Annotated in this window: 17 protein-coding genes; 7 read left to right on the top strand and 10 right to left on the bottom strand. The window is 74.3% G+C overall.

The window, feature by feature from the left end:
• Positions 1–15: 15 nt before the first annotated feature.
• A complete protein-coding gene (locus tag ACWD4P_RS01860; protein WP_449778252.1) occupies positions 16–468 on the bottom strand; it encodes an SRPBCC family protein in 453 nt (150 codons plus the stop codon).
• Positions 469–627: 159 nt separating this feature from the next.
• On the opposite strand from ACWD4P_RS01860, the gene ACWD4P_RS01855 reads away from it, so the two are divergent.
• Entirely contained in the window at positions 628–1,119 is a 492-nt protein-coding gene (locus ACWD4P_RS01855; protein WP_449778219.1) for a YqeB family protein, read from the top strand.
• A 77-nt stretch (positions 1,120–1,196) separates the two neighbouring features.
• Positions 1,197–2,060, top strand: a complete 864-nt coding sequence (locus ACWD4P_RS01850) for a PaaX family transcriptional regulator C-terminal domain-containing protein (RefSeq protein WP_449778218.1) — start codon at positions 1,197–1,199, stop codon at positions 2,058–2,060.
• A gap of 268 nt (positions 2,061–2,328) precedes the next feature.
• Here ACWD4P_RS01850 and def read toward each other — a convergent pair whose 3' ends face one another.
• The 8 genes from def to ACWD4P_RS01810 all read right to left on the bottom strand — a co-directional run bounded on the left by def (position 2,329) and on the right by ACWD4P_RS01810 (position 10,627).
• Positions 2,329–2,979 carry a peptide deformylase gene (gene def / locus ACWD4P_RS01845; protein ID WP_359818526.1) on the bottom strand — a complete coding sequence of 217 codons (651 nt, stop codon included), beginning with the start codon at positions 2,977–2,979 and terminating at the stop codon, positions 2,329–2,331.
• A 42-nt stretch (positions 2,980–3,021) separates the two neighbouring features.
• Positions 3,022–4,014 carry a tetratricopeptide repeat protein gene (locus ACWD4P_RS01840; protein ID WP_449778217.1) on the bottom strand — a complete coding sequence of 331 codons (993 nt, stop codon included), beginning with the start codon at positions 4,012–4,014 and terminating at the stop codon, positions 3,022–3,024.
• A gap of 330 nt (positions 4,015–4,344) precedes the next feature.
• Positions 4,345–5,661 (bottom strand): HD-GYP domain-containing protein, encoded by a 1,317-nt coding sequence (locus ACWD4P_RS01835; protein WP_449778216.1) that lies wholly within the window; start codon positions 5,659–5,661, stop codon positions 4,345–4,347.
• Positions 5,662–5,867: 206 nt separating this feature from the next.
• Entirely contained in the window at positions 5,868–7,301 is a 1,434-nt protein-coding gene (locus ACWD4P_RS01830) for an HD-GYP domain-containing protein (protein WP_359825182.1), read from the bottom strand.
• 387 nt (positions 7,302–7,688) lie between these two features.
• On the bottom strand, positions 7,689–8,099 hold the full coding sequence (gene rsrA / locus ACWD4P_RS01825) for a mycothiol system anti-sigma-R factor (protein ID WP_359825180.1): 411 nt from the start codon (positions 8,097–8,099) through the stop codon (positions 7,689–7,691).
• Entirely contained in the window at positions 8,096–8,839 is a 744-nt protein-coding gene (locus tag ACWD4P_RS01820; protein ID WP_449778251.1) for a sigma-70 family RNA polymerase sigma factor, read from the bottom strand. Before ACWD4P_RS01820 ends, rsrA begins: the two co-directional genes overlap by 4 nt.
• Before the next feature lie 289 nt (positions 8,840–9,128).
• Entirely contained in the window at positions 9,129–9,767 is a 639-nt protein-coding gene (locus ACWD4P_RS01815) for an alpha/beta hydrolase family protein (RefSeq protein WP_359825178.1), read from the bottom strand.
• A 110-nt stretch (positions 9,768–9,877) separates the two neighbouring features.
• The gene (locus ACWD4P_RS01810; RefSeq protein ID WP_359825176.1) at positions 9,878–10,627 is read right to left on the bottom strand and encodes an SOS response-associated peptidase; all 750 of its coding nucleotides are present in this window, start codon (positions 10,625–10,627) and stop codon (positions 9,878–9,880) included.
• Between the two features lie 150 nt (positions 10,628–10,777).
• Here ACWD4P_RS01810 and ACWD4P_RS01805 point away from each other — a divergent pair, with 150 nt between their 5' ends.
• The 5 genes from ACWD4P_RS01805 to hisN all read left to right on the top strand — a co-directional run bounded on the left by ACWD4P_RS01805 (position 10,778) and on the right by hisN (position 15,335).
• Positions 10,778–11,503 (top strand): M50 family metallopeptidase, encoded by a 726-nt coding sequence (locus ACWD4P_RS01805; protein WP_359825174.1) that lies wholly within the window; start codon positions 10,778–10,780, stop codon positions 11,501–11,503.
• 82 nt (positions 11,504–11,585) lie between these two features.
• Positions 11,586–12,917: a 3-phosphoshikimate 1-carboxyvinyltransferase gene (gene aroA, locus ACWD4P_RS01800; RefSeq protein ID WP_359825172.1), complete on the top strand. Its 1,332-nt coding sequence runs from the start codon at positions 11,586–11,588 to the stop codon at positions 12,915–12,917.
• A 15-nt stretch (positions 12,918–12,932) separates the two neighbouring features.
• Positions 12,933–13,985 carry a ribosome small subunit-dependent GTPase A gene (gene rsgA, locus ACWD4P_RS01795; RefSeq protein WP_359825170.1) on the top strand — a complete coding sequence of 351 codons (1,053 nt, stop codon included), beginning with the start codon at positions 12,933–12,935 and terminating at the stop codon, positions 13,983–13,985.
• Positions 13,986–14,113: 128 nt separating this feature from the next.
• Positions 14,114–14,437 (top strand): DMT family transporter, encoded by a 324-nt coding sequence (locus ACWD4P_RS01790; RefSeq protein ID WP_359825168.1) that lies wholly within the window; start codon positions 14,114–14,116, stop codon positions 14,435–14,437.
• 100 nt (positions 14,438–14,537) lie between these two features.
• Entirely contained in the window at positions 14,538–15,335 is a 798-nt protein-coding gene (gene hisN, locus ACWD4P_RS01785) for a histidinol-phosphatase (RefSeq protein ID WP_359825166.1), read from the top strand.
• A gap of 137 nt (positions 15,336–15,472) precedes the next feature.
• Here hisN and ACWD4P_RS01780 read toward each other — a convergent pair whose 3' ends face one another.
• Positions 15,473–16,948, bottom strand: coding sequence for a catalase (locus ACWD4P_RS01780; RefSeq protein ID WP_359825165.1), 1,476 nt, complete (start codon positions 16,946–16,948; stop codon positions 15,473–15,475).
• Positions 16,949–16,959: the final 11 nt, after the last annotated feature.

The following is a 16,959-nucleotide window of genomic DNA, read 5'->3' as shown; positions in this document are numbered from 1 at the left end:
GATCAGGGGCGGGGGTCAGGGTCGGCGTCCGGCCGTGAGGTCGGCGTCGGCGGCGGCGAGGATGCGGGCGAAGGTGTGGGCGATGAGGGGCTTGGCCAGCACCCGGGTGAGGGTCGCGCCGAAGGGCAGGCGGACCTGGAAGGTGGTCGTCCAGGCGACCTCCGTTCCTCCGGGGACCTCGGTGAAGGTCATCCGGCCGAGTTCGTGCCGGGACGGCGGCACGCTGCGCTCGACCGTGTAGTCGAAGCCGTACGGCCGGTCGTAGGTGGTGACCCGCTCGCGGAACCAGCCGATCGCCCAGGTGTGCAGCCGGACGGCCCCGACCCCGTAGGGCGCCGCGGCGCCGGGGCGGGCGAGGCGGGCCCGGAGGATGAGCGGTGAGCGGGTGTAGTTGGTGGTGGTGGCGCACCAGTCGAAGACGTCCTCGATCGGTGCGGCGATGACGCGTCGGACGGTCAGGGTCTCCATGGTCATGTCCCCTCTCTCGGTCGGCAGCGGCACTGACTGCGGCGGCCGCACTCGACAGGTGGACCGGGGAGCCGCCGGAAACGTGACACCGGCGCCGGCCCCCGCCCCGGAACGCTCCGCCGATCGCCGAAATCTATCGCAGCTGCTACGGTCGTATGCATGATGAAAGAAACCGATGCCCAGTCCGCCGTGACCGAGCTCCGGATGCCCCTCGACACCAAGGTGGTCATCTGGGCCTTCTGCGCCGCGGTCGGCGCCGGCCTCGGCTTCGCCGTCCCGTGGCTGCTCCAGTTCGCCGCCCGGCACCCGATCCCCTACGCGGACACCGTGCGGTTCCTGGGCTCGTTCACCTCCCCCGCCATGGTGATCGGCCGACCGGTGGCGCTCGCCGCCGTCGGGCTCCTGGTCGGACTCTTCGTCACCTACCACGCCGCCACGCTGCGCATCTCGGACGAGAGCATCACCGTCGTCGAGGGCGATGACAGCCGGGTGATCACCCGCGACCAGGTCGGCGGTGTCTTCCGCCACGGCGGCAAGGTGCGGATCGAGTCACCGCTCGGCCGCGTCCTCTTCGACGACGACGTCGAGGGCCGGCGGGCGGCCATCGCCTCGGCCTTCCGCCGCCACGGCTACCCCTGGGAAGGCGCCTGAGCTCCCGCGTGCCGCATGTGGCACATTGACCGGACGGCCCCACCCCCGGGGCGCGCGATCGAGAACCGAGGTCTCCCGTGTCCGCACAGAACGCCGCGCCGTACCGACCCGCGCCGCGTACGGTCGTCGAGGCCTGCTTCGATCCGCAGGGCACGGCCCCGCTCGACTACGTCTACGACGTCGCCGCGGCGGCCGGGCTGTCGGACCAGCCGGTACGGCTGGCCGTTCGCCGGCTGGAGGCGGCGGGCGTCCTGCGGCAGGAGGGGCGGGGCCGCAAGGGCCGGCTCGTCCTGACCGACCGGGGCAGGATCCGCTCGGACCTGGACGTCCGGTTCGTCGCCCTCGCCTACGCGCAGGATGCCGGCCTCGCCCCCTGGGACGGGCTGTGGCGCCTCTACACCTTCTCCGTCCCCGAACGCCACCGGTCGGAACGCGACGCCCTGCGCACCGCGCTGACCCGGCTCGGCGCCGCACCGCTCGCGCCCGGCGCCTACGTCAGCCCGCACGACCTGCTCGACGAACTGGCCGCCGAGGCCTCGGCGGCGACCGTCGACGCCTACCTGGTCACGGCGGAGGCCACCCGCCTGACCGGCCGGGGCTTCACCGGCCCCGGCGCCACCGCGGAACACCTCTGGCCGGCGGCCGGGACGGTCGAGGCCTACCGGCCCCTCGCCGACGCGCTGGCCGAGGAACCCCTCGGCCCCGACCGCGGCTCCGTCGAGCTCGTCGCCACCGCGCTGCGCCTGGCCGAGGCCTTCACCCACGCCCTGGAGCTCGATCCGCTCCTCCCCCCGGAGCTGCGGCCCGCCCCGTGGCCGCCGTCCGAGGTCCGGCGCGACTTCCACGAGGCCTGGACCGCGATCCGCGGCCGCACCCCCGACCTCTCGCTCTTCCGCGCCTTCGAACCGGAGCCGGAGCCGGAGCGGCCCCTGCCCGCCTGATGCCCACCCGGACCTCACCCGGACGGACGTGACTTCCCCGCACGGACCGCCGCCCCACACGGATCGCCGCGCCCTCCCGGACACCGGGGACGTCCGGGGCCGCGGGTGCGCGCCTTCAGCCCGTGACCGATCCGGCGGCCAGGTCGGGGACTACCCGGTCGCCCCGGAGCCGGTCGCCCGCGAGGCCGCCGGCCGGGTCCGGCGCGGCCGGCGGAACGCCGAGGGCCGGGACACCCGCGGTGTCCCGGCCCTCGTGCACGACGGACCGTCAGTCGTTCGCCACGGTCGCGTACTTCGGGGTGCCCTCGGCCATCTGCCGCAGGGCGTCCTTGCGGTCCCGCTTCGACAGCTTGTCGATGTAGAGGGTGCCGTAGAGGTGGTCGGTCTCGTGCTGGAGGCAGCGGGAGAAGAAGCCGGTGCCCTCGACGCGGATCGGCTGACCGTTCTTGTCGACGCCGGTGACCGCGGCGTAGTCCGGGCGGGCCAGCTCGGCGTACGCGGTGGGGACGGAGAGGCAGCCCTCGTTGCCGTCGTCCAGGTCGCGGCGGCGGTCCGCCGGGTACTCCTCCAGCACGGGGTTGATCACGTGGCCGATGTGGCGCACGCCCTCGTCGTCCGGGCAGTCGTAGACGAAGACCTTGAGGTCGACGCCGATCTGGTTGGCGGCGAGGCCGACGCCCTCGGCGGCGTACATCGACTGGAACATGTCGTCGATCAGCGCGGACAGCTCGTCGTCGAAGACGGTGACGTCCTTGACCTCGCGGTGCAGCACCGGGTTGCCGACGACGGTGATCGGACGGGCGGTGCCCTTGCTGAGGTCGGGCTCCTCGCCGATCACCTTCACGGGCGCCTCGGGCGCCGCCCCCTCCACGTCGTGCTCGTGGTCGTGGTCGTGGTTGTGCCCGTGCTGCTCCGCCATGTCTTCCGCTTCCATAGGTCTACGCGTACCTCACCAGGGTACTCAGCACACTTCTTCGAGATCCCGGTAAGCCCGGCTTCCGGGGGCGGCCGCGGCCCAGCGGTCCAGCAGGGTGCGTACGAGGTGGGCCGGGGCGGCGATCCCGCACTCGCGCTCGACCAGCCAGGACATCCCGGCCGCGCCGCCCTGGCTGAGGTGGCTGAGGTGGCCGGGGTGGGCGGCGTCGCCGTCGTCGTGCGGGTCGTGGTGGGCTGCGACACCGTCGTCGGAGGCCATCCGGCTCTCCGAGCAGGCCCGGCAGAGCAGCCGCACCGAGGAGGTCCAGTCCTCGGCCGCGTAGCCGGCGTCGGCGACCAGCTGCTCCAGCGCGTCCCGGTCTCCCGCGGTGGCGGCCTGGAGCAGCACCACGTAGGTCGGCACCGGGGACGGCGCCCACAGCTCGATCTCGTCGAACACCGGGTAGGCGACACCGTCGGTGACCCGTTCGCCGTGCGGGGCGCCGTCGTGCAGCACCACCTCGCCCCAGCGGCGGCCGGAGGACGGCAGCGGGATGGACAGCACCTCGATCCGGGCCGGGTCCAGCCGGCGGCCCCAGACCACCTCGGACTCGCCCTCCGGGGACAGCCGCACCGGCGTGGTGCCGAGGTCCAGGCTGACCGGGCCGTCCTGCTGCCCGCCGGGGCCGCCGGGCAGCTTCAGTCCGTACGCCTGCCAGGCGCGGCGGGCCAGCGGCCAGTCCTGCAGGGCGGTGGCGGTGATGCCGAGGTTCCACCAGTCGGGGGCGCCGTGCTCGCGGTCCAGCAGGGCGACGGCGCGCAGGCCGGCCGAGCGGGCCTGCTCCCAGTCCCGGCGGAACTTGTGCAGCAGGGCGAGGTTGAACCAGGAGTCGGAGAGCCACGGCTCCAGGTCGGCGGCCATCACCAGCAGCGCGCCGGCGTCCTCGTAGCGGCCGTCGCCGATCAGCGTGAAGGCCCGGTCGGTCGTCTGCCGCCAGGTGGCGGACGGCCGGTGCCGTGCCCGGTGGAAGATCCTCACGTTCGTCCCTGCCGTCGTCGTCCGCTCAAGTCCCGTGCCACCGTGCCCGTCCCGCCTCGGACGGCGTTCGGGGCCCGGTGCCCCGGGTCGGTGTTCCACGCTACGACCGCATCCAACCACGCCCGCCCCCGGCCGCGCTCCCCACCGCCGAGGTTGGGGCCCGCCCCTCCCCAGCCTGCCTGTCCGATCCCGCCCGCTCAACCCCTGACGGCCGGAACCCGGTTACCCGGGCCCTCGGCGGTGGCGGACGGACCCGGCCGCGCGGCCCCCGCGGGCCCGGCCCGCCGGCCGGCCCTTCCCACCCGTCCTGCCCTTCCCACCCGTCCTGCCCTAGCCGCCCACCCTGGCCAGGGCGTCCACCACCCGGGCGTCGTAGATCCGGCCGCGGCCCAGCCGCAGCGCCTCCAGCACCTCCAGCCGCCCGACCGCCCCGCCGACGCCCCGGCCGCGGGCCGCCGTGAGCAGGTCGTCGTGGGCGTTGGCGACCCGGATGATCCGGGACGCGAGCGGCACCGGGCCTTCCCCGGGGGCGGCGCAGGCGCCGGGCCCGGCGCACGGGTCGGCCAGCCGGGCGACCTGCTCGGCGACCTGCCGGGGCACCCCGGTGCGGCTGATCACCTCGCTGCCGAGCCGGGCGATCCGCTGCTGCTCGGCGCCGGGGAGCAGCGCGGTGGCGCCGTCCGGCACCGGCTCGACCAGGGACAGCTGGCCGACGTCGTGCATCAGCGCGGCGTACTCCAACAGGGCGAGCTCGCGGGTACCCAGGCCCAGCTCGCGGCCGAGCGCGCACGCCGTGTCCGCGACCCTGCGCGCGTGCCCGTGCGGGGTGTACCCCGCCACCTCGGTGGCCCGGGCGAGGCTGGCGATGGTCTGCCCGGTGGTGGCCCGCACCGCGGCGGCGCGCCGGAAGGACACCTGGGCGAGCAGCAGCGGGGTGCAGAACAGTGGCAGGGCCCACAGCCCCACCTCGCCGGCCGCGAGGCTGACGAGCATCCCGGTGGCGACGATCGCCGACCCGATGCCGAACAGCGAGCGCAGCTCGTCCTCCAGCGCCGCCGGGAACCGCGGCCCGCCGCCGGAGCGGCGCAGCAGCGCCGCCAGGGTCGCGTCGCAGAGCGCGGCCAGGGCCGCGACGGCGGTCAGGAACACCCCGTACGCCGGGCCCTCGGGCGAGAAGCGGTCGACCATGCCGCCGTTGTAGAGCGGCTGGAAGACGGCTCCGGCGAAGCCGACGGCGAGCAGCCGGCGGGCGGCGCCGTCGCGGCGGGCCGGGTCGGCCCAGGTCGGACGGCGGTGCGCGCCCGGACCCCCCGGACCCCCTGCGCCCCCCGGACCCCCCGGGCCGGCGCGGTGCGGCAGGACGAGGCAGGCCAGTCGGCCCAGCAGCAGGCCGGCCCCGGTCACGGCGACCACCTGGAGCGTCCCGTGCGCCGTCGGCACGCCCCGCAGCGGCCCGAGCAGGGCGTACGCGAGCGCGCCGGCCGCCCCGATCGGCGCTTGCTCGCGGTCCCCCGGAAGGGTGATGCGGACGCACTCGCCGAGCGCGATCAGCGTGGTGAAGGCCAGCGCGACCCGGGGTTCCGCGACCCCGCGCACCGCGACCGCGCCCAGCGCGAGCGCCAGCAGCACGGCGGCGGCAGCGTGCACCGCGCGCGGAGCGCGCCCGCAGGGCGTGCGGCCCAGGACCGCGCGCCGCAGCTCCCCTCGTCGCGGCCACCGGGGCCGCGGCAGCCGGGGCCGCAGCGCCTCGGCCCCGAGCAGCACCCGCCCGGCGGCGGTCCGTCCCAGAGCCGCCCGCCCGGAACCCCCGCGCCCGCCGGTCACGCGCCCGCCGGCGGCCCGGCCGGGGGCCCTCACGGCTGCCCGGCCGTGGGAACGGTCCCGCCCTGGGGCGGCACCCGGCCCGGTGCCGCCCGGACCGGCTCGGGCACCCCGAGCGGGATGTCCGGCACGGCCTGGATGGAGTCCTCGGAATGCACCACCGGCTGCCAGTCGTGCCCGGCCAGCGCGTCGATCAGCGCCCGCACCATCACCGGGTCGAACTGGCTGCCCGAGCAGCGCTCCAGCTCCGTGACCGCCTCGCTGACCGGGCGTCCGCGCCGGTAGGAACGGGTGGAGGTCATCGAGTCGAAGGCGTCGGCGACCGAGATGATCCGGGCGAACTCGGGGATCTGCTCGCCGGCCAGCCCGCTCGGGTAGCCCCGGCCGTCCATCCGTTCGTGGTGGTGCAGGATGCCGGCGTGCGCCTCGCCGAGGAAGTCGATGCCGCGCACCAGCTCGTACCCGTACACCGGGTGGATCTCCACCGCCCGGCGCTCGGCCTCGGTCAGGGGACCGTTTCTGCGCAGCAGCTCGGTGGCCACCCCGAGCTTGCCGACGTCGTGCAGGATCCCGGCGAACCGCAGGGTGCGCAGCCGCTCGGCCTCCATGCCGAGCTGAGTGGCGATCAGCACCGACGCCAGGCCGACCCGTTCGCTGTGGCCCCGGGTGTAGGAGTCCTTGATCTCCACGGCCTGCACCAACGACTGCACGGTGGCCTGGTGGGCGTCCCGCTCGCGCTGGCCCTGGGCGAACACCCAGGCCGAGATCGACAGCGGCAGCAGCGCGAGCAGCGCCGCGAACGCGCCGTACGGGCCCTGCCAGAGCACCGCGACCATCAGCCCGCCGGCCGCGTGCACCAGCACCGGCAGCCCGCACACCGAGTGCGCCCCGCGCAGCAGCACCCCGGGGCGGCGCCCCTCGCTGAGCATCAGCATGACGCCCACCACCACCCCGTTGACCAGGCAGAACACCGCGACGGCCGCGGCCGCGGGCAGCAGCGCGGCCGGGAAGCGGGAGCCCAGCAGCAGCTGCGGGCCGCTCAGCAGGTGGAAGGCGGTCGAGGAGGCGAAGGCACACAGCGCGAGCTGGGAGCCGTTGAACAGCTGACGCGGGCGGCAGCCGCGCCCGTTCGGCCCGCCGAGCACCGCGGCCGGGGCGGCCACCAGGGCGGAGGCGGCCGGCGGGAGCATCAGCACCCCGGCGAACAGCACCGGGAAGAAGGCGTTCACCCCGGGCCGGGCGGGGGTGCGCTCGGGCAGCGCCGGCCGGCGCAGCAGCCGGCGCACCAGCACCAGGCAGGGTGTGGGCAGGCCCTGGGCCAGGGACTCCCAGCAGCCGTGCAGGAAGGCCAGCAGCCCGACCTTGGGCCAGTCCACCGGAGCGCCGAGCCAGTGCGGCACCCCGGGGGCGGCCGCGGCGGGCAGCAGCGGCACCAGGCAGCACAGCGCCGCCACCGGGACGGCCACCAGGTAGCGCGCCGCCCCTCGCGGCAGGGTCGATCCTCCACAGTCGGTAGCGATCTCGACCTCCCCGCCGTACGGACCCGGTATTGCCTCGACACGTCGGGCGGACCGACGGTGAGCGTCCGTCAGGAGAATAGGACGCCGTCCGGACATGGGGACGCATGATGGCGCAACGGCGCAGTTGGCGCACCGCCAACTCACTCGGACGAGTGACGGCGCACGCGAGCAGAACAGGAGCGGCCCCGGGAGCTCACGCTCCCGGGGCCGCTGCACTCCTTGCCCGAACCGTCCGAACCGTCCGAACCGCCCGCACCGGCGGGCCGACGGACTACCGCGCCCGCTGGTCGACCACCCGGCCGACCGCCGTACGGGCGTTCGCCCGACGGGCCGTCACTCCACCTGGGCGCCGGCCTCGACCGGCGCGCCGGGGCGCCCGGACTGCTCCGCCCCGGCCGGCCCGTCGATCTCGGGCGCGGGCCGGGCCGACTCGACGTGCAGCTCGACGGTGGTCTCCACCGCGACCACCACCGGCTCGCCCGAGCGCTGCCCGGCCCGGATCGAGTCGATCCTGGCCAGCACCTTGCTGCGCAGGTCGGTCGGGGTGTCGTCGCACCCGCAGGAACGCTTGATCAGTGCCTTGATCGCCTGCTCCAGCCCGTACTGCCGCAGGCAGGGCGAGCACTCCTCGAAGTGGACGCGCAACTTTGCGCAGTCGCCCTCGGGCATCTCGTTGTCGAGGAATTCATAGAGGTGGTCGAGGACCTCGCCACACTCGGTTTCGTGCGGATCGCCGCAGCTCATGAGCCCGAGCCCTTCGCTTCCTGCCCTGCCCCGCTGCCGGCCGGGACGAGCCCGCGCTCACGGGCGTAATCCTCCAGCATGCCGCGCAGCTGACGGCGGCCGCGGTGCAGCCGGGACATCACCGTACCGATGGGAGTACCCATGATGTCCGCGATCTCCTTGTACGCAAAGCCTTCCACGTCCGCGAGATAGACGGCGATCCGGAATTCCTCCGGGATGGCCTGGAGCGCGTCCTTCACGTCGCTGTCGGGGAGGTGGTCGAGCGCCTGGGTCTCGGCCGAGCGCAGACCGGTCGACATGTGCGACTCGGCCCTGGCCAGCTGCCAGTCCTCGATCTCCTCCGCCGCGGTGCGCTGGGGCTCCCGCTGCTTCTTGCGGTACGAGTTGATGAACGTGTTGGTGAGGATGCGGTACAGCCAGGCCTTGAGGTTCGTCCCCTCACGGAACTGGTGGAAGGACGCGTACGCCTTGGCGAACGCCTCCTGGAGCAGGTCCTCCGCGTCGGCCGGGTTGCGCGTCATGCGCAGCGCCGCCGAGTACATCGGATCCAGGTAGCCCAGGGCGTCGCGCTCGAAGCGCTCCCGCCGGGCCTCCTCGCTCTCCTCCGCCGACACCCGGTAGGTGTCCTCACCGATCGCCTCGGCCAGCTCCTCACCGGTGAGCGCCTCGCCCTCGGGCATGGCGTCGCCCGGGCCACGGCCCGGATCGGCCTCGTGCTCGGTCCCGACGACCGGACCCACCTCCTCGGCATGACGGGCGCGGCCCACGGCGGGCCGTCCAGAAATGGAGGATATAGGGCTGACGGGCTTCTCGCCCGCGTCGAGCCACTCCGACCAGGAGGGGGCGAACGCCGCGGTGGCCTCGCGCTCCTCAGGCCGTTCGGGGCACGCGATCGAACCCATCTGCCCTGCCTCTCACCGGTGACTCGTGCTGACGGACACGACAACCACCCGCTCCCCGCCCGCATTCCCGCCCAGGCGCACCATTCACTCGCACGAGCGATCGAGTGGAAACTCCCCGCTCACGGGCTCACACCAGACCCAGCACCCAGTCCCCCACCGAGGAGCAGATCAGGTCCAGCACCTCCTGCTGCCCCACCGGCGCCCGCTTGGGCACCTCGAAGCCGTGGCTGCCGTACGGCACCGCCACCAGCTCGTGCCCCGCCGGCAGCTCCGGGAACTCCGCCGGCCCGCCGAACGGGTCCGCCGCGCTCTGCACCACCAGCGTCGGCAGCCCCGACTCCAGCAGCTCCTCGGCCCGGCTCTTCTCCGGCTTGCCCGGCGGGTGCAGCGGGAACGCCAGCGCCACCACCCCGACCGCCCCCGTCCCCGCGCCCGTCCGGCAGGCCACCCGCGCCCCGGCACTGCGGCCTCCCACCACCAGCGGCACCCCCGGCCCGGCCAGCCGCTCGGCCACCGGCCGCCAGCCGAGGTCCAGCGTCCTCGGCGCCGGGCCGAGCCTCTTCCCCGCCACCCGCCAGGGCTGCTCCACCAGCGCCACGGTGATCCCCCGGGCCGGCAGCGCCCCGGCCAGCGCCACCAGGTCCCGGGCCTCGATCCCGCCGCCCGCGCCGTGGCCGAGCGCCAGCACGGCCACCGGATCCGCGGCCCGGTGGTAGGTGATCCGGGCCTGGCCGGCCTCGGTGGGGACCAGTTCGGTGGTGCTCATCTCGGTGACTCCAGAAGGTCCGGCGGGGAGGGCCCGGAACGGGTCTCGGAACAGGGCGGTCTCGGAACAGGGCGACCGCCGAACAGGGCGGTCTCAGAACAGGGGCGATCTCAGAACAGGGTGGTCTCGACCTCGGTCCACGGCTCCTTGAGCTCCGGACCGTTGTTGCGGATGCTGCCGACCGCCGGCGACACCGGGGTGGCCAGCAGCGCGCCCGGCGGCGGGGGTATCAGCAGCCGGCGCAGCCCGTCCGGGTCGGTCAGCCGCGGGTCCAGCCACGCGTCCCAGTCCTCCCGGTCCAGGAACAGCGGCATCCGCTCGTGGATCGGCGCCAGCGACTCCTCGGCGTCCGTGGTGACGATCGTGAAGGTCACCAGCCAGGCCCGCGGGTGCCCCGGCGGCACCGTCCGGTCGCGCCAGAACTCGTACAGCCCGGCCAGCGCCAGCGGGGTGCCGTCCGCCCGGGAGACGAAGTACGGCTTCTTGCGCGCCTTGCCGCGCTCCCCCGGCACCGTCTGCCACTCGTAGTAGCCGTCCACCGGAAGGACGCACCGGCGTGCGGCGAAGGCCTGGCGGTACGAGGGCTTCTCGTGCACCGTGTCCGACCGGGCGTTGATCATCTTCACCGCCGTCTCGGCGGAGTTCGACCACTGCGGCACCAGCCCCCAGCGCAGCACCCGCAGCTGCCGCACCGGCCGCGGCCGCTCCTCCCTGCTCAGCCGCTCCAGCACCACGAACGCGCTGTTGGTCGGCGCGACGTTCCAGTTCGGGTCCAGGGTCTCCTCGGGGTCCCAGTGCTCGACGCCGAACAGTTCGACGACGTCCTCGGGCTTGCTGCTGGCTGCGAACCGACCGCACATGCGGGCCAGCTTGCCATGCCGCCGCTCCTCGGCACCCGTTCCTCCACGGACCAGAACCGCCCGCTCCCTCCCGCCCGTCCCCGCATGGGAGGCTGCCCCGAACGGCCCAACGCGAGGCCCGGTGCGACGGACGGAGGCGGAGAGGAACCGATGAACACGAACGACCAGACCCTCGGCGAGCTGTGGAGCCAGGTGACCGGCACCCAGAGCGCCCCGCCCGGCTGGCTGGTCCTGGCCACCGGCGCCGCCGCCCTGCTCACCGTCCTGGCCCGCCCGCTGTGGCACGTCGCCCGCAACGCCGTGACCATCGCCCACGAGGGCGGCCACGGCCTGATCGCCCTGGTCACCGGCCGCAAGCTGGCCGGCATCCGGCTGCACTCGGACACCTCCGGACTGACCCTCTCCTACGGCCGCCCCACCGGCCCGGGCATGGTCCTCACCGCCGCCGCCGGCTACACCGCCCCGGCCCTGCTCGGCCTCGGCTGCGCCGCCCTGCTCGCCGCCGACCGGATCACCCTGCTGCTCTGGCTGGCGATCCTGCTGCTGCTCGCCCTGCTCCTGCGCATCCGCAACGCCTTCGGCTTCCTGACCGTGCTCGTCGCCGGCGGCGCCTTCTTCCTGGTCTCCTGGTTCGGCAGTGCCGAGGTCCAGGCCGGCTTCGCCTACCTCGGCTGCTGGTTCCTGCTCTTCGGCGCCGTCCGCCCCGTCCTGGAGCTCCAGCACCAGCGCCGGATCGGCTGGGCCCGCGACTCCGACGCCGACCAGCTCGCCCGGCTCACCCACGTCCCCGCCCTCGCCTGGGTCACCGTCTTCCTGCTGGTCGCCCTCGCTTGCCTCGCCCTCGGCGCGGCCTGGCTGCTCCAGCCCCTGCACTAGCCCGCCAGCGGCGCACCGCCGGGCCGCCACCGGCGCGTCCGGCCGACGCGGGGGGTCTCTTTGCGAGCCCTAGACTTGCCCCATGACCGAGACCCTGTGGCCCGCCCCCGTCGCGACCAGCCCCGTCGACGCCACCATCAGCATCCCCGGCTCCAAGTCGGTCACCAACCGGGCCCTGGTGCTGGCGGCGCTCGCCGACGGGCCGGGCTGGGTGCGGCGCCCGCTGCGCAGCCGCGACTCCCAGCTGATGGCCGACGGCCTGCGCGCCCTCGGGGTCACCATCGAGGAGAAGGTCAACAACGACTCCGGCGGCACCGGCGGCGGCGAGGCCTGGCGGGTCATCCCCGCCCCCGCGCTGTTCGGGCCCGCCTCGATCGACGTCGGCAACGCCGGCACCGTGATGCGCTTCCTGCCCCCGCTCGCCGTCCTCGCCGACGGCCCGGTGCACTTCGACGGCGACCCGCGCTGCTACGAGCGCCCCCAGCACGGCGTGATCGACGCCCTGCGCGCGCTCGGCGCCCGGATCGAGGACGGCGGCCGCGGCGCCTTCCCGCTCACCGTGCACGGCACCGGCTCGCTGGACGGCGGCCCGGTCGAGCTGGACGCCTCCTCCTCGTCCCAGTTCGTCTCCGCCCTGCTGCTCTCGGGCGCCCGCTACCACCACGGCATCGAGGTCCGCCACGTCGGCGGCCCGGTCCCGTCGCTGCCGCACATCCGGATGACGGTGGAGATGCTGCGCCTGGCCGGCGTCCAGGTCGACGCCCCCGAGGACGGCGGCGAGAAGGGCGTCTGGCGGGTCACCCCCGGCGCGCTGCTCGGACGCGACCTGGTGGTCGAGCCGGACCTCTCCAACGCGGCGCCGTTCTTCGCCGCCGCCCTGGTCACCGGCGGCCGGGTCACCGTGCGGGACTGGCCGAAGCACACCACCCAGCCCGGTGACCAGCTGCGCGAGATCTACACCCGGATGGGTGGCGCCTGCGAGTTCACCGACGAGGGCCTGCAGTTCACCGGCACCGGCCGGATCCACGGCATCGAGGCCGACCTGCACGACGTCGGCGAGCTCACCCCGGTGATCGCCGCCGTCGCGGCGCTCGCCGACTCCGAGTCGCACCTGTACGGCATCGCCCACCTGCGCCTGCACGAGACCGACCGGCTCGCCGCGCTCGCCAAGGAGATCAACGCTCTGGGCGGCGACGTCACCGAGACCGAGGACGGTCTGCTGATCCGCCCGCGCCCGCTGCACGGGGGCGTCTTCCACACCTACGAGGACCACCGCCTCGCCACCGCCGCCGCCGTGCTCGGCCTCGCCGTGCCGGGCGTGGAGGTCGAGAACGTGGCCACCACCGCCAAGACCCTGCCCGACTTCCCCGGGATGTGGTCCGAGCTGCTCGGCGAAGCAGCGGCGGACGTCTGAGCGGAGACTGAGCACATGCGCCGCTACGGCAAGGACGCCGACGAGGACGACATCCGCAACCGCCCCGCCCGCCGGGGCTCCCGGCCGCGGACCCGGATCCGGCCCAAGCACGAGGACGCCGCCGAGGCGATGGTGCTGACCGTCGACCGCGGCCGGATCACCTGTCTGATCGACCCGGGGACGAAGCAGGAGCGCGAGGTCGTCGCCATGAAGGCCCGTGAGCTGGGCCGCAAGGGCGTCGTCGTCGGCGACGTGGTCAACCTGGTCGGCGACCTCTCCGGGGACGCCGACACCCTGGCCCGGATCGTCCGGGTCGAGGAGCGCGGCTCGGTGCTGCGGCGCACCGCGGACGACGACGACCCGTACGAGCGGATCGTGGTCGCCAACGCCGAGCAGCTGGCCATCGTCACCGCCCTGGCCGACCCGGAGCCGCGCCCCCGGCTGATCGACCGCTGCCTGGTGGCGGCCTACGACGCCGGCATGGAGCCGCTGCTGGTGCTCACCAAGTCCGACCTCGCCCCGGCGTCGACGCTGCTGGACTCCTACGCCTCGTTGGGCATCACGTACGTGGTGACCCGCCGCGACGAGCTGGAGACCACCGGCGCCGAGGCCGTCCGCGAGCACCTGCGCGGGCTCTCCACGGTGTTCATCGGCCACTCCGGGGTCGGCAAGACCACCCTGGTCAACGCGCTCGTCCCGGACCGCCGGCGGCAGACCGGGCACGTCAACGCCGTCACCGGCCGCGGCCGGCACACCACCGTCTCGGCCCTGGCGCTGCGGCTGCCCCCGCCGCCCGGCGCGAAGCCGGGCTCGAAGAAGGCGCTGAACCCCGGCTGGGTGATCGACACCCCCGGCTTCCGTTCCTTCGGCCTCTCGCACATCGACCCGTCCCGGGTCATCCACGCCTTCCCCGACCTGGAGCCGGGCACCGTCGACTGCCCGCGCGCGTGCAGCCACGACGAGCCGGACTGCGCGCTGGACGCCTGGGTCGCCGACGGTCACGCCGAGGCCGCCCGGCTCTACTCGCTGCGCCGGCTGCTGGCCAGCAAGGAGGGCGAGGCCGACTGAGCCCCGCCGGTCCCGGCCGTTTCCGGGGTCCGGCGGCCCGTTCGAGGTGTCGGAGCGGGCCGACCTGGTGATCATAGGAAGGACGGGCCATCCGCGGTCCGACCGTCGATCGACAGGGAGGGCACGCGATGGCATGGGCCCTGGTGGTCCTGGCCGGCCTGCTGGAGACCGGCTTCGCGATCAACCTCAAGCTCAGCGAGGGTTTCACCAAGCTCTGGCCCACCATCAGCTTCTGCGTGTTCGCCCTCGGCAGCTTCGGCCTGCTCACCCTCTCCCTGAAGAGCCTGCCGGTCGGCCCCGCGTACGCGGTGTGGACGGGCATCGGCGCGGCCGGCACCGCGGTCTACGGCATGGTCTTCCTGGACGAGAGCAGTTCGGTGCTCAAGCTGGTCTCGATCTCGCTGGTGGTCGCCGGCGTCATCGGCCTCCAGCTCAGCGGCACGGCGCACTGAGGCCCCCGGCGCACCGGCCGGCCCGGCGCGCGCCCGCACGGCGCGCCCACCGCGCGGGCCCGGCTGTGCCGATCGGGACGGGCTCGCTAGGGTTTCGGGCATGGCCGACTACCACGACGATCTCCGACTCGCCCATGTCCTCGCCGACTCGGCCGACTCGGTCACCCTGGAGCGCTTCCGCGCCCTCGACCTGAAGGTCGAGACCAAGCCCGACCTCACCCCGGTGAGCGACGCCGACAAGGCCGCCGAGGAGCTGGTGCGCAGCGTGCTCCAGCGCGCCCGCCCGCGCGACGCCGTCCTCGGCGAGGAGTTCGGCCTCCAGGGCTCGGGTCCGCGCCGCTGGGTGATCGACCCGATCGACGGCACCAAGAACTACATCCGCGGCGTGCCGGTCTGGGCCACCCTGATCGCCCTGCTGGAGGACGGCCCGGACGGCGTCGAGCGCCCGGTGGTCGGCATCGTCTCCGCCCCCGCGCTCCAGCGCCGCTGGTGGGCCGCCAAGGGCCTCGGCGCGTTCGGCGGCCGCAGCCTGGCCAAGGCCTCCCGGCTGCGCGTCTCGGGCGTCTCCCGGATCGAGGACGCGTCCTTCTCGTACTCCTCGCTCAGCGGCTGGGAGGAGCGCGGCCGGCTCGACCCGTTCCTGGACCTCACCCGGGCCTGCTGGCGCACCCGCGCCTACGGCGACTTCTGGTCCTACATGATGGTCGCCGAGGGCGCCGTCGACATCGCCGCCGAGCCCGAGCTGTCGCTGTGGGACATGGCGGCCAACTGCGTCATCGTGGAGGAGGCCGGCGGCCGCTTCACCGGTCTTGACGGCGTGCCCGGCCCCGGCGGCGCCGACGCCGTCGCCTCCAACGGCCTGCTGCACGAGGAGGCCCTGCGCCGGCTCTCCGTCTGACGCCCCCGCGCGGGCGCACGGGCCGGGCCCGGAGCCGGCGTCCGTGTCCGGACGTGGTCGCGGCCCCCTGACCAGTGGGAGCAGGTCAGGGGGCCGCCGCCGTTCCCGGCCCGGTGCCGGGGTCCGTCGAGGACGCCCTACTGCTTGCGCAGCTCCCGGACCGCCGCGTCCAGCCGCTGCCCGAAGTCGGCGTCGGCCTTGCGGAAGTTGTCGACCGCCCGCTCCACGATGTCCTCGCGGTCGGCGGAGACCTTGGCGATGAAGCCCGCCAGGTTGCCGATCAGGCGCTGCTTCTCCTCCTCGGAGAACAGCCGGTACAGGTCGCCGGCCTGCACGAAGTCGTCGTCCTCGGCGTGCGAGGGCGCGACGTGGGTGCCGGTGAGGCCGTCGACGGCGGTCGCGGCCCACAGCGGACGGCCGGTCTGCACCGGGCCGCCGAAGCTGTTCGGCTCGTAGTTCTTCTGCCGGCCGTGGCGGCCGTCGTACAGGTGGCCGTCGCGGCTGTTGGTGCGGGCCTCGGTGGCGTGCGGGCGGTTCACCGGCAGGTGGTCGGCGTTGATGCCGACCCGGTAGCGGTGGGCGTCGGCGTACGCGAACAGGCGGCCCTGGAGCATCTTGTCCGGGGACGGGCCGATGCCGGGCACGAAGTGCGCCGGGGAGAACACCGACTGCTCGACCTCGGCGAAGACGTTGTCGGGGTTGCGGTTGAGCTCCAGCTTCCCGATCTCGATCGGCGGGTAGTCGGCGTGCGGCCAGACCTTGGTCAGGTCGAAGGGGTTGAAGCGGTAGTTCGCCGCGTCGGCCGCCGGCATGATCTGGACCTGCACCGTCCAGCTGGGGAACTCGCCGCGCTCGATCGACTGGCGCAGGTCGCGCTGGTGGCTGTCCGGGTCCTCGCCGGCGAGGGTGTTGGCCTCGGCCTGGGTGAGGTTGCGGATGCCCTGGTCGGTCTTGAAGTGGTACTTGACCCAGAAGTGCTCGCCGGCCTCGTTCTGCCACTGGTAGGTGTGCGAGCCGTAGCCGTTCATGTGCCGGTAGGAGGCCGGGATGCCGCGGTCGCCGAACAGCCAGGTCACCTGGTGGGTGGCCTCGGGCGACAGGCCCCAGAAGTCCCAGACGTTGTCCGCCTCCTGCGAGCCGGTGTACGGGTCCCGCTTCTGGGTGTGGATGAAGTCGGGGAACTTGATGGCGTCCTTGATGAAGAACACCGGGGTGTTGTTGCCGACGAGGTCGTAGTTGCCCTCCTCGGTGTAGAACTTCAGCGCGAAGCCGCGCGGGTCGCGCACCGCGTCGGCCGCGCCGAGGTTGCCCGCCACGGTGGAGAAGCGCAGGAAGACCTCGGTCTGCTTGCCGACCCCGGACAGGAACGCCGCCCGGGTCCAGGGCGTCACGTCGGCGGTCACGGTGAAGGTGCCGTACGCGCCGGCGCCTCGGGCGTGCACCACGCGCTCCGGGATCCGCTCGCGGTTGAAGTGCGCGAGCTTCTCGAACAGCAGCTGGTCCTGGATGAGCGCCGGGCCGCCGACGCCCGCCGTCTCGGTGTTCTGGTTGTCGGCGACGGGGGCACCCGCCTCCGTGGTCAGGGTCGGGCGCTGCTCGTCCTGGGTCGTCATGGGAGTGCCTC

Source organism: Kitasatospora sp. NPDC002543 (assembly GCF_053594915.1).
Note: the sequence above shows the minus strand (reverse complement) of the source record. Positions and strands in the feature narration are given on the sequence as shown.